The 13,964-nt window shown below is 32.3% G+C and carries 11 protein-coding genes; all 11 read right to left on the bottom strand.

The window, feature by feature from the left end; all coding sequences use genetic code 11:
* Positions 1 to 26 precede the first annotated feature (26 nt).
* The 11 genes from R8749_RS02245 to R8749_RS02195 all read right to left on the bottom strand — a co-directional run bounded on the left by R8749_RS02245 (position 27) and on the right by R8749_RS02195 (position 13,957).
* Entirely contained in the window at positions 27 to 4,745 is a 4,719-nt protein-coding gene (locus tag R8749_RS02245; RefSeq protein WP_317697624.1) for a BspA family leucine-rich repeat surface protein, read from the bottom strand.
* A 485-nt stretch (positions 4,746 to 5,230) separates the two neighbouring features.
* Complete coding sequence (locus R8749_RS02240) at positions 5,231 to 5,596, bottom strand: BlaI/MecI/CopY family transcriptional regulator (RefSeq protein WP_317697622.1); 366 nt, start codon at positions 5,594 to 5,596, stop codon at positions 5,231 to 5,233.
* A 743-nt stretch (positions 5,597 to 6,339) separates the two neighbouring features.
* Positions 6,340 to 6,972: a DUF1648 domain-containing protein gene (locus tag R8749_RS02235; RefSeq protein WP_317697620.1), complete on the bottom strand. Its 633-nt coding sequence runs from the start codon at positions 6,970 to 6,972 to the stop codon at positions 6,340 to 6,342.
* Complete coding sequence (locus tag R8749_RS02230) at positions 6,962 to 7,240, bottom strand: autorepressor SdpR family transcription factor (protein WP_317697618.1); 279 nt, start codon at positions 7,238 to 7,240, stop codon at positions 6,962 to 6,964. The genes R8749_RS02235 and R8749_RS02230 overlap by 11 nt, the downstream gene beginning before the upstream one ends.
* Positions 7,241 to 7,712: 472 nt before the next feature.
* The gene (locus R8749_RS02225; RefSeq protein ID WP_317697615.1) at positions 7,713 to 8,474 is read right to left on the bottom strand and encodes a ChbG/HpnK family deacetylase; all 762 of its coding nucleotides are present in this window, start codon (positions 8,472 to 8,474) and stop codon (positions 7,713 to 7,715) included.
* Between the two features lie 13 nt (positions 8,475 to 8,487).
* Positions 8,488 to 10,386 carry an HTH domain-containing protein gene (locus R8749_RS02220; protein WP_317698489.1) on the bottom strand — a complete coding sequence of 633 codons (1,899 nt, stop codon included), beginning with the start codon at positions 10,384 to 10,386 and terminating at the stop codon, positions 8,488 to 8,490.
* 26 nt (positions 10,387 to 10,412) lie between these two features.
* Positions 10,413 to 11,462: a tyrosine-protein phosphatase gene (locus R8749_RS02215; RefSeq protein WP_317697612.1), complete on the bottom strand. Its 1,050-nt coding sequence runs from the start codon at positions 11,460 to 11,462 to the stop codon at positions 10,413 to 10,415.
* Positions 11,463 to 12,287, bottom strand: a complete 825-nt coding sequence (locus tag R8749_RS02210) for a PTS system mannose/fructose/sorbose family transporter subunit IID (protein ID WP_317697610.1) — start codon at positions 12,285 to 12,287, stop codon at positions 11,463 to 11,465.
* Entirely contained in the window at positions 12,287 to 13,072 is a 786-nt protein-coding gene (locus R8749_RS02205) for a PTS mannose/fructose/sorbose/N-acetylgalactosamine transporter subunit IIC (protein WP_317697607.1), read from the bottom strand. The genes R8749_RS02210 and R8749_RS02205 overlap by 1 nt, the downstream gene beginning before the upstream one ends.
* Positions 13,069 to 13,542 carry a PTS sugar transporter subunit IIB gene (locus tag R8749_RS02200; RefSeq protein WP_317697605.1) on the bottom strand — a complete coding sequence of 158 codons (474 nt, stop codon included), beginning with the start codon at positions 13,540 to 13,542 and terminating at the stop codon, positions 13,069 to 13,071. The genes R8749_RS02205 and R8749_RS02200 overlap by 4 nt, the downstream gene beginning before the upstream one ends.
* Positions 13,526 to 13,957: a PTS sugar transporter subunit IIA gene (locus tag R8749_RS02195; RefSeq protein ID WP_317697603.1), complete on the bottom strand. Its 432-nt coding sequence runs from the start codon at positions 13,955 to 13,957 to the stop codon at positions 13,526 to 13,528. The genes R8749_RS02200 and R8749_RS02195 overlap by 17 nt, the downstream gene beginning before the upstream one ends.
* Positions 13,958 to 13,964 lie beyond the last annotated feature (7 nt).

Here is a 13,964-nt window from a genome sequence, read left to right as displayed (position 1 = left end):
GCTCGTTTTTATTAGGTCTATTAAATTTAAGGTGTGGTATCAACTAAAGTGAAAGTCACCGTGCCATTGTAGGTTCCACTAGCCGGAATTGCACTCGGAGCCGACCTAAATAATAAATTCCAACTCTTACTCCACGTATCAGCGTATCCAACGCCCCCACTAACCCCAGAATAGAGCGATGTTGCCGTCGATGTGAGCTGATGTTCACCAGCGGAATCTTTAATGTAGAGCGGATTACCGGCAACTTTCTTCGTCGTATCATCCGATTTCACTAAGTCACTCGCCGCAACATCGATGCGCCATTGTTTGTTAGCTCGACCGTTGCGACTATCGGTAATTTCTAAGCTTTGCGCCTCGCTCTGACCTTCTTCAAATCGGCCTGAGATCTTGTGACTCCCGAGATCAATTTCCGTTGGCGCGGTGAAATTAAGACTTCCCACTTGATACCAAACGTACGTTCGGGTGTCAGTATGGTCTACTTGCGAATCGGCAATAATATCATCAGCAGTCTTCACGCCCCCGTTGGGTTCGTGATCATTGTTCGAAGTGCCAAGTTCTTGCCACTTTGCTTCAGTTGCATAGTAATTACCTGTCGGATCAGCCGGGTCATTAATCTTAGTGCCCGCACTTGGATTAGCGAAGTTCGGATCAAAAGTTTCCCAACCTGAACTTGACTTTGCTTTTGGATAAATTTTCATTTTCGGTCCTAAAGTTAACTTCCAAAGGTTCTTTGTATTATAAAACATTCCATTCATTTGATATGATTTTGGTTTATAGTAAGCCAATTTGCTTAAATTTGTTGTATCAAAACTACTTAAATCTAATGTTGTCAAAGAGGAACAATTGTAAAATAAATTTCGCATTGATCCGATAGAACTATAATAATTACCTGGTGGGAAATATGATACGGTTCCAACTTTGCTAGTATTAAATCCAGTAAGATTGAGATTTTCAAGCGAAGAGCAGCCACCAAACATTAATTCCATATCTATAAGATTGTTTGTATTAAACGTACTTAGATCTAAACTTTTCAAAGAAGAACAATTACTAAACATACTGCCCATGAGAGTAACTAAACCCGTCTGCCATTTACTAACATCAAGGTTAGTTAACTTACTGCAGCCACTAAAAGTTCCGCCCATATTTGTTACCTTTGCCGTATTCCAATTGCTAATGTCAAGGGTGGTTAAGGAAGAACAGCCACCAAAAGTGTAATACATATTTGTTACTTTTGCAGTGTTCCAACTACTAATAGGAAGGGTCTCTAAAGCAATACAGCTAAAAAAAGTATAGCTCAGATTAGTAACATTGCTGATATCAAAAGTTGGATTAAAATCCAAATGTTTTAAAGATTTACAACCAGAAAACATATAACTCAGATCGGTGATTTTGCTCGCATGCCATTGGCTGACATCCAATTGGGGTACATTGCCGCAGCCTTCAAACATATGCGACGTGTTAATAGCATTGCTTAAATCCCAATTAGTAACTGCTAAGCTTGTAAATGCCCAACAGCCAGAAAACATATAACTCAGATCGATCATCTGACTCGTATTCCAATTAGCGACATTAATTCCGTTTAATTTGTAACAGTTATAAAACATTTTGTATGTACTAGTAATATTACGGGTCTGCCAATTGATCAAATCTCCAACACTAACTAATTTCGAGCAACCCGCAAACATACTGGATGTTAGAGTAACATTTGAAACATTCCAATTAGTCAAGTTAAGATTTTCAAGTGAACTACAATCTTGAAACATCAATGACGTGTCCATAAGTGCTCCCGTATCCCAATCACTAACCTTCACACTAGACAAGTTAGAACAATTTTTAAACATGCTCTTCGTTAACTTAAGACTTCTCGTATCCCAAGAATTGAGATCAAAAATTGTTAACTTAGAACACCACTCAAACATTGAAGTCATATCTGTGACCTTACTAGTGTTAAAGACTCTGACATTAGCATTAGGTGAAATATCAGTATAATTAAACATGTAGGCCATACTAACAACTTTACTGGTATCAAAATTTAAAAGCTGGCTAAAATCAATCCCTCCTAAATTTGTAGAGCCGCTAAACATTCCCTCCATAGTGGTTACATTTCCGGTTTTTAAACTATTTAAGAAACTATAGCTCGTAATTTTTGTTAACCTAGAAAACATATAGTACATATAAGTTACATTACTCGTATCCCAAGTTTCGATATTTAACGAAGATATATTAGAGCTATTAAACATATGATTCATATCTGTGACTTTACTCGTATCAAATTTAGTCCATTGTCGAAAGTCGAGATTTGTTAATCCAGAAGTTGATTGAAACATGTAGCTCATATCTGTTACATTGCTGGTGCTAAAATCACTTAAATTTAAATTAACGACTTTCGAATTGTCAAACATATAGCTCATATTAGTTACTTGACCATTTGTTAAGCCACTTAAATTAATATTTGGACAGGTACTATTTTGAAACATATACCTCATAGTAGTCACGCTGCTGGTGTCACGGTTTGAAAAATCCAAACTACTCCCCCCATAACGACTAAACATAAAACTCATATCCTTCACTTGGCTGGTGTCAAAATTCTGAAGATCAAGGAGCGAAGTCACTTTGGAAAACATATTATTCATATTTGTAACTTTACTCGTATCAAAATGACTAACGTCTAAATTAGCGAGGGATGGACAGCCAGCAAACATTGCCCCCATATCAGTTACATTACTAGTGTTAAAATAAGAAACATCTAAATTGACTAATTTTGCTGAATTACTAAACATCTGATGCATATCAGTTACATTGCTGGTGTCAAAGTGAGAGACATCTAAAGTCGTTAAATTTCCATAATTATTATTTGAAAACATCTCACTCATATTCGTTACTTGGCTCGTGTTCAGAAGATCCAATCCTTCGTAACTATCAACATAATTAAGTCCTGTAAATAATTTTTCTAGCGATCCTTTAGCAGTAACTCCCGGTTCAAGAATTACTTTCTTAACCTGATTTCCTATAGAATTTCTTGCTATCCAAGGCCAATAATACTCCCATCCACTATATGCTTTATCGACATCGAAATTCAGCTCATGGGGATGAATTGTTAGAACTTTGGTTGTTGCATTATAATCCCACCATGTGCCGTCCCGCATCCAAAAGTCTTTCTTCATCCCGTCAACACTCTTCGCCGTCAGCTTCACTGGTGCTGCTTTGGCATTGAGGTTCTCAGGCATTGCTGCCTGCCACTTCTCTTTGGTATCTGCACTTCTTGCCGTAAGTGCGTTAGCTGTCAGATTAGGTTTGGTGGTAATCTTTAACGGTTCGTTATCATGAGTCTTTCCCGCGTTGTCTTTGTAGCTTAAGTAAAACTTCGTCGTCTCTGGATGACTGATCTTACCGCTAAAAGTTTTCATCCCGCTATAAATTGAGCTTTGATCCAGTTCAACCTTCGGCAGGGCAACTTTTACTTGATTGACCGCTGGATTAGTCTTCTGCGTCACAACCCCGCCTGCTGTCTTTAACGTAATCTTAGCGCTATTGGGTTTTCCTAACTTTAAATCGTCTTTATCACTCTGCAGCTCTTGTTGAGGGTTTATTCTCCCCTTAATTAAAATAGAATACGTATGCCCATAAAAGTCTGAACTCTTTAATGCTTCTGCTGCAGCATCAATTGTTAAATGATGACCCTTAATCATTACTTGAAAATTGTTGGTAACATCTTCCTGCAGTTCATTGGTAATCACAATGTCTTTCGGTTCGACTGACCAGACTGGATCTAGTTCATCATCAATCTGATTCCAACCTAAATACCCAGCTGACTTACTTGGAATATTCTGCTGCAGCAGATATAAAGGACGTACTTTATTAGGTGCTGCTTTGGTTTCTGTTAGTTTTCCTTGAAATTGATCAGTCTTAGTTTCTTCTGAACTCTCCGCTGGATCAACAGTTTCATCAACCCCCGTCATCCTCGCCTGAGGCATCTCAATCTCAACTACTGAGCTGCTGCTTAAATTAAGCTGTCCTGCTTCTGCTCCAGTATTCTTTAAGGTATAGTCAAGTTCTGTCTGATTCTCATAGACTGCCGTAAAGCGATTATGTTCACTAAGGGTATTAACCTTGAAATTAGTATATCTTTGATCAGAATTAGTCTGAACTAAAGAATCTCCCCGACTATAAATCTGTTTAAGCTGATTAAGCTTCAGTCCTATTTCTTCATTTGGATTTAACTGGTCAATTGTAAAATGACCATCTATTGCTATCGGGGTCTTTGTCCCATGAATAAAGAACTGCAGCTTCATCTGAGCTTTAGCGTTCCTTCCAGTGAGGGTAATGCTGCCGATTGGCGCCACCGTTACTTTTGATGCATTTTGGGCAGTTACGGTTAATACTGCATCAATCAGCTTACCGCTTGCAGTAATCCCGGCGTTAGAATAAGTAACTTCACCTGAGATTTCATTGTTAACTGCATTAAACTGATAGGTATTACGGTTAAGCTTAACTGCATTAGAACTGGCAGTGACTTTTGAGTTTTCTGCCAATGCTAAAGAGAAAGCATCCTTACCAGATAAAGTTTGATTTAAGTCTGTACTTACTTGAGAAAGTTTGGTAATCGATAAAGTATCTTCAGCTTTTGAATTAAAAGCCAGAAATTGTTTACCGAGGAAGGTCAAGATTAAGGCAAGGAGGATCAAAACCTGCCAAAACAAGATAATATTAAAACGTCGTCTCCCATTTTCTGAATTAAAATTCATGTTAAAGCTCCTTAAGAAACAAAATAATAAGTGAAAGGAAATAAATATCCAAAGAAATTATATCATCACAGCAGAAAAGAGTTGTTTTTTTTTTTTTTTCTTAATAACATAATTTTAAACAGAGGGGTCTAACATCAAGGGGACGGGGAATGGGAGAAAGAGAACCGATTTTTGTAATAAATCTTTTCAAAAATTGAATTAGCTTTAAAGTAATTGATTTAGTTTCCATCTTAAATACCGGAAGAAAGATGAAATTCCATTTCTAATCACAAACACATCAAGCACAGCAAAGAAAAAATGTAAAACTGTAAGAAAAATTTTCAAAATAAAAATCGCGATATTTCACAAAATTACTTTTGTAAAGTACCGCGACTCTATTTGAGATAAAATGTTAAAATTCTTTAGCTATCGATGGAAAAAAAATATATCCCATAAAAGATGAATTTTATCTACGATAAACCTTAAAATTCTTATTTAATATCAGTCTAAGCAGTTTGCTTAGACTTTTTATCAGCAATCAATTTTTCGATTTCTGCTAAATCTTCAGAAGAACTATTCTTAATCAAAGTTGCAATCAAGTTAGAAATACTCTTCTTTGAAAATTGTGATGCCAAATAATCTTCCTCTGACAACACTGGTGCATATTTTCTAGTCAACACCGTTCCGCTATAACCAATCTCTGCTGTTTTAATAAGTTTATTTCTCAATAGTTTTCTCAAAACAGCCTGGATGGTATTCAAGCTAATAGAAGAATTCTTTTCGAATACCTCTTTAGCCGATAACGGTCCCTTTGCATCCCATAAAACATGCATAATATCTAATTCTCTTTTTGTAAACTTTAGTTTATCCAAACTCAGTCCTCCTAAATTATTTAAAGTGTATCCACTTTGTTATAAATATATAATATATCTAAAAGTTTTATTTGAAAATTTATTTCGGAAAAAAAATTTAAAAATTTCATTATCGTACTTATAAATTCAAATAATGCGATTATTTTTTCTCTTTAGAAAAAATCATTAGGAATTACATTCGATTTATAGTCAATAGTTATTAAAAAGCCTATAACTAAGCCAAAATTAAAAGCAAACTAATGACATGTATTTATCCAAAAACTATTAAGTTCTATTACTATGGACTTATTTCCATTTAATAATTTACACTAAAGCTTTCATTAAATACCAAACTGTAAACCGTAAATATAATAAGGTTTATGCTCATTGGCTCGGTTTACGTCGCTTCTAACTAAGTCAATTATATACTTAATTGCTATAAAGGCAACAAATTAACGCGTAATGTAACAAAATTTCAAAATTTGTCATTGTAACTTAACACATTAAGATTTCCTAACTTGGATAAATGATAGTCCACTTTTTAATTAGAATATATAATTCTAATATAGAATTTAAAAATCTTTAATATATGGGTCAAAAATTACAAATTTTAAATTAAAAAGTGAAATTCTTCCTTATAAAAAGAATCAATTACAAAAAGAAAACCTTCGATTCACAAAAAGTCTAAGTAATAATTATAGAATAAAAAAGGTTTAATTGAAATCGCAAATTAGTGCCATTTCAATTAAACCTTTAGCTGTTTTTTATTTTCCGCTTTTAACTTGTAAAGAGGTGCTGTAAATCATTAACCCTAGAACATAAATGATAAAAATACCCATGATAATTAGAGACACAATAACATTAAAAAATAAAGAGATCAGTAAAGCTGCTCCCGATATTACAAATGAATAACCTAGTTTGCGGCTTAGTTTTGACCAAATTATCGGATCCGTAATCTTCCAATTGTAATGAATTAAACGATATTGGTCGACCGTTAGCGTTGGAAAATAGTTCCCGATCGCTAGAAAAACGATTCCGATAATGAAAACAACTATTCGTCCAACATCCAGTGAATGGCCTAAACCAAAACTAAGAATTATAAGATAAATTACTGTTGAAATAACTGGCGTGATCATTAATAAAACCCAAGTCATTCTTGCAGATTTTATTTTGTTACTAATAAAAATAAAAACTAACTGCAATAGAGCGGCGATTATTGGCATTAAAAAAACTGCAAATCTTTTATCAATAAAATTATCCGGCTCATTATTAACTCCAAAGTGACTAGGAACTTTAGCTGGCAATTGATGATAAAAGATTAGTCCTAAAATTATTGGAGCCAAAATTATTAAAACTGTTATAACAGACCAGATAATCAAATTTCTTTTATTTTTCATTTTCTTTTTTCCCTCCAATTTTATAAAACCAAGCCATCACATCTTCAAAAACACTAGCACTAAGAGAATAAATAATATAATTTTTTTCGCGGCTTTCGGTAATTAATCCGGCTTTTTTGAGGACTTTCAAATGATAAGAAACTGTCGCATTACTTAAATCAAAATTTGCTGCAATTTCTCCTGCCGACATTGGTTTATTACGTAAATGTTCTAGTATTTCACGCCGCTGAACATCGGCCAAAGCTTTCATTGTTTCGTTTAAACTCATTTCACACCTATTTAGAAAATTTTCTAAATAGATTATAGAATGATATTTTTATAAAAGCAAGAACTATTTCGAAAACAGTCTAAATACCTATTGGTTTTCAACAAATAAAAATATTTATATAACACAGATGTTGATTATTCACCTGAACGTAAAATCAATCAAAATTTAATTACAAAATTAGCGAACGGGACTTACCTTAAAGACAAACCATTATGGAAGCAGCAGGATCAAACAAAACTTGGTTATCAACAGCTCTAGCAATGTAAGCATGTAAACAATTTAAACGAGTGAAGCATCTTAGACTGCCAGAGATTCTAGACAAATGGTTATTTAAGAAAGATACAAGAAGTAAGACCTTCTTAATCATTTTGAAATTTAAGAAGGGGTCTGCGTTCTTTTATTTTACTGAAAATCCCCTTGAAATGAACGATTTCTCGTTTTTTAAGAGGATTTTTGTGACTTATTTCACTTTTTATAAATCACTGAAACGTATTGTTTCAATATTATTATTAACTAATACCGTCCTGACTTTATCCGAACAAGCAAAATCAACCTCTTGCATCCTAGGATTAGTCAAACTTGAATGATTGATGATATATTGATCCAAAAAGCCAGGATGACAAACCATCATTGGAAATACATTATTAGCACATGTGCTTGAATAATCAATAACCTTTTCAAGAGTTTTAACGGGATTATAGTGTATATTCATGCTATCCATAAAAGTAATAATTACATTGCTATCCTTAAATTTAACTGGTCCTAGATCTAATTTAAAAGGAAGCAGAGGCAAATCATATTTTTTTGCTACTATATCTAACCCCTTTAAAAAATTCGGACTATAAATCGCATGCCCTTCAAAATAGTCAGGTTTTCTTCCGAAAAGTTTTAAAAACTGATTATACTGTGCATCAATTTCAACTACTACTTCTTCTAAATCAACCAAATCCTCCGTTGAATTTCGATACAAATTTGAGGATTTAAAATTACCAAAATCATCTACCAAACTAGAAACCGTATCCGGATCACTCAATGGACGTCCAGCGGATATTACCGTATGTAACCCCAAATCAACATCTAAATCCATTATTAAATCGACTCCATGCTGTGTGCTAGGCATATTAACCATAACTCCAACATTATTAATAAACCCATTCTTTAAAGTTTCATAAATTCCATAATTGATTCCCTTAGAATAACCCAAATCATCTGCTCTTATTATTATTTTTGACATAAGCACATTCTTTCTAATTATTTTCTATAAAATACGTATATGAGTATTTTTTCTCAGAGGACATTTGTATTAAGGACGGTTTCTTCTCTATCTGCCAAAAAATATTCGTAATCATTTTTAGCATTTCAAAATCTCCATTAACCTTTGTATCCAAAACAATAAAACTACTAATATTTGTATCAGTACTTTGATATTCTTGATCAAAACGATAAACTTTAAAATTATTTTTACTACTGTTTAAATTAAACAAAACTCTAATAATAGTATTATTACTATTATATATATCGGTTGCACAATAATTTTCATAAGACTCGGTCATTTTCGAAACATGTTCAACAGTTATCTTTGGTAGTTTTAAATCATAACCCAAAGACTTCAAAAAAACTTTTTGTAAACTGTCTACATATTCAGTTTCTTTAATTGTTTCATCAACGTAGAGAATTGGATGAAAGGGAATTCTCATGTTTTTACCGTATTTTCCGCAAATATAATAATCATAATAATCATAATCTTGACTTTTAAGTTCATAGAGAGATTTTGTGGAAAGAACATTGATATAACTTTTATAATAATGCAATAAATTAAATTTTATTTGTTGTGTGCTTAGTTTTCCGTTTATTGCAATTATTACAATATCCAATTTTCGATGTGTTAATTCAATTCTATTAATCATACCTTGAATAATCCCAATGATAACTTGTTGTTCACGAGTCGAAAAATAATATGTGTATTTTTTCATAAAATTTTGAGTAATGTGTTTAAAACTTTCTTCTAAAATAGGAGAAAAAAGTGAACGTGGGTCTTTATACAAAGTAATATTAACGTCGTCTGAAATTCCCCATTTAATTTTTAAACTAATTGGCAATAATATTTTTGTTAAGTCTTTAACCAATGTTTCGTTATTAGAAACATCAACAAAAATCGTCTTAGAAATTTGTCTAATTAACTCATCTCTAATCTCAATTGTAAAATCTAACAATTCTCCGTAATTAGCAGTGGAACATTCCTGAAAATGATAAATGTCAATACTCATAACAGAAATATGAGTAAGAAACTCAATCATAGAAACAGAGTATTTAAATCCTAATTCTTTTTCACTTAAATTATTTGTAATTATTTTGACGAATTTATATTCTCTTGTTTTTTTATAGTCAAATTCTGGATACGGAGTTAATTGAGATTGATAAAAAACATCATCTTCAAGATGATGTAATAGCACTATTAAATTTACAAATCTTTCACTCGTCACATCTGAAAACGAGATATTACTTCTTACCAACGCACTAAAAATTATTTGTCTAATTTTAGCCCTTTTACTTTTGGATATTATAAATAACTGGTCATAATATTCGATATCTGTACGAACATCGACTCCAAAATACTTGTAGTCTCTAGACAAAAGAAGAATTTTAAAATAAATTGGACCCTTAATTTCAATACCCTTTAAACTATAATTCAAAACCAGTTGGTATGACTTTAATATATCTTTTACTTTTAACAGTTCACGATTTAAAGAATTATTATCGTTTATTAACATCTGTTTTTGTAAATCAATAATTTTTATTGGTTTTCGACTTGCTAATAACATTTTCAATATCAAGTAAACTCTTTTTGAAAATTCAGATTGAACATCAGCTTGGTAAAGTTGAAAATGCTTTTGAATTTGTTCATAAAGATCTTTATTTGAAATAATCAAACTATATCCATGAGCTTTTTTTGAAATGATTTTTAAATTTAATTGATTTTCATTAAATTCTGATTGAAGATTTTTCAAATCTTTCTTAATTGTACGAATGCTAACCCCTGTTATAGAAGCTAAAAAATCACTAGTTACATACTCATTAGATCTAAGCATTGTTAAAAAAATTGCTTTATATCTTTTTCCTCGATCCAAAATATTAATTAAATCCATTAAATTCAAAATATCTAGTCCTTAAACTATTTTGTTAAATACAATTGTTGTAAATCAGAAATGTCACGATCATTTAATTTTAATTCTTTTTTAGCATAAGAGATAAAATTTCCATATTCATTTTCAATAGTATTAATAGATTCTTCAATAAATTCTTCTTTTGTGTCAATTAATGCGTATAAATGTTCTAACACTTGCTGATCATCCGTAATTTTTCGATAACGGTTCATTTTTGCTTCATTACGTTCAGTTCGATTTGTCTTAGTAAGCATATAATCTTTAATGATTATGTCTTTAGGTACTCCTAAAATTCCCAATAGCAACATTATTCCATAGCCGGTTCTATCCTTACCGCCTCGACAGTGTTGAATAATTGCAACATTATTTGGATTTCTAGCAATTTTTAACATTCTTCCATAAACTTCTTGAGATTTTTTGCTTTTAACAAAGTTCCTGTATTCTTTTAAAACTGTTTCTTGATTACTTTTTAGTTCACCGTTATTTTTCTGCTTAATAATATTATCAATTAAGTTTACGTCTTCATGATCCTTTGAAGAAGCAAATTGAGCGGCAACTTCTGCAGTGTGAGCTGATGGATCCATATTATATGTCACAATATTTTCGTTGATTACTCGATTAGGGTACTTATTTACTTCATCGTTACTCCGATAATCTATGATTGTTTTTATTGATAATTGCTGAAGATATTTGATCCCACTATCTTCAGCGTTATGTATCTGATCTCCTCGATACATCATACCCCATTTTGTTGACTTACCGTCTTTTGTAATATAACCACCTATATCTCGAAAATTGATCAAACCATCGATTAATAACGTTCTCTCAGCTATTATGAAAGAATTACTTCCATCATCGATAAGAAAATATGGTCTTTTTGTTAACTTTGGTATCTCAAATTCTGCATCTTGATTTTTCATAGTACCAATGAAATTCGATTCACGACCATCTGGAAAAATTGAAAGGGAAATTTGTAAAGGATGCGAAAATAACTTATTAGTATGAAAAGTAAATATATTTTTCCTTGTTTGTTTAACTGATATATCGTATGAATTCATTTATCCAAAAACTCCCAAATAAGTAAGAACTATCGAAATAATCATGATGCTCAAGATTAAAAGCGGTGCATGTTTTCCATTAGTCTTCTTTAAAATTTGATATACAGCAATAGTAACTAACAAACTAAATAGTCCTGGCATAACTTTATCAAACATATCTTGAAATTTAATAGTATTTTTCCCTGCACTTATTTTAGCAATGATATTAACTTTAACTACTGACGCAACTAGTGCTCCAATTACAGTTAATCCAACAACATTAGCCATATTTGATAGTCGCTGCAAAACATTACTTCCGGAACCACTAATTAATTCGATTCCTTTCGAATATCCCCAATGAATTCCATAATACTTGGTTCCTACATTGACAATGTTATACATCAAAAACATAATAATTGGTCCAAGAATACTACCTGAAAAAGCTAGAGAAGCTCCGATACTACCGCAAATAGGTAACCAAGTAAATTTTAGAACACTATCTCCAATACCGGCTAGTGGTCCCATTAATCCTGTTTTAATAGCAGTTACGGTCTCTTTTTCATCTTCAGATGTAGTTTCTTCTACAGCAGCTGAGATTCCTAATATTAATGCATCAGCATTTACATGACTATTAAAGAATTGTAAGTGACGCTTCATAGCATTAACTTTTTCTTCTTTTGGTTTATCATGATATAGGCGTTTTAGAACTGGGACAAAACTTGATAAAAATCCTATTGCCTGCATTGATTGAAAATTATTAGTAAAATTCAAACATTGCATGCGCCAAAAAACTTTATTTAAATCTTTTTTAGTAATTTTATTATTTTGATTATTCGAGTTTTCCATTATAAATCGTACTCCTCTTCTTCATTCACAATCTTAGAATCAGATTCTGAATTATCTTTAGCGCTGTTTGCCTTCTGTGTTGCATAATCGTAAATTAAAGCCATTGGTAAAGATATCAGCGTTACTGGTAAAACAGATAATTTAAGATAAACTGCAAGAGTAAATCCTGCAATAAAGAAAACCCATAACTCACCTTTCTTCATCATCATTAACATTAAAAGACCAATACCAACTGCCGGTATAATACTGCCTGCCACACTTAACCCTGTCATTACTTGCTTAGGTAAAGCATTAACAACACTTTTAATAGCTCCTGAACCAAAATAAACTGCCAAAAATGTCGGCACAGCTCTAATTAAAAAGGTTAATAACATTGGAATGTAATTGATCCGAAAAACTTTATCAAAATCTCCGGTTTCAGCAACACGATCCATAATTGGATTTAAATAAACAATCCCTGAGCGATACAAAATTAACAACTGTTGAGCTAATAATGAAGTAGGTACTGCAAGTGCTACTGCCGTAGCAGTTCCTCCAGAAGCAATCCCGAGTGCAGTACCAATTGCACTTCCTGAAATTAAATCAGGAGCGGCATAAGCTCCAACGTTCCCAACACCCATCCACATAACTTCAAGCGTAGCACCAATTAACAGCCCATCTTTTAAATCACCCATTAACAATCCAACAACAGCGGAAATTAGAAGTGGTCTACGGATCATTTGTGTTCCTAAATCGTCAAGGGCACAAATGCCAGCCCAAACAGAAACTAAAATTGCATTAATCATTTAAGTACCTCTTTTAAATCAATTTTTTCATCATTTGGAACCATTTGGACAGTGATCTTAACGTTTCGATCCAACAAGTCCTGAAAAGCTACTTTTTCTTCTTCTGTTACTGATAATGCTTTAGTTAATTTTTCTCTACCTTCCTGATATCTCATTCCACCAACATTTAGTTGATCAATAGGAACCCCTAATTTAACCGATCTTAAAACATCCACGCTATTTGAAAAAATTAACATAGTTCTTCTTTTAATCTCGGTTTGTTTAATAACTTCACTAAATTTTTCAATACTAAAAGCTCGAACATTAATTCCTTGTGGAGCAGCCATTTTTAATATATTTTGCTGGGTTTTATCTCCGGCAATTTTGTCATTTAAAACAATTATCTGTTCAATTTTATATAAATTAACCCACGTAGTTACAACTTGACCATGGATTAATCGATCATCAATTCTGCTAAAGACTATCATCATCACCCTCCTCGTATTCTTCAATTAAATTTGTATTTCTAATAAATAATCCTGCCTGATAACTACTTTTAATCAATTCTTCAATGTAACTTAATTCTTGATTTCGATTTGTTAAAATTTCAAGCAACATTGGCATATTCAAACCTGAACAAATAACGGTATCCGATCGATTAATTAAATTTCCAGCTAAATTATTGGGCGTCCCACCAATAATATCTGTTAAAACCAATAGGCCATTACCTGTATCTAATTTATTAATTTTCTGATACATTTTCTCTTTTAATGTATCCACTTGATCGACTAAAAATACAGACAATACTTCATAATTATTTTGCTTACCCACAATTAATTCCGCACTTTCAATAGCTGACTTTGCAAAATTACCATGACTCATTAATAGTATAGCTATCTCACCCAATTCAATC

This window comes from Xylocopilactobacillus apis (genome assembly GCF_033095965.1).
Lineage (GTDB): Bacteria > Bacillota > Bacilli > Lactobacillales > Lactobacillaceae > Xylocopilactobacillus > Xylocopilactobacillus apis.
Note: the sequence above shows the minus strand (reverse complement) of the source record. Positions and strands in the feature narration are given on the sequence as shown.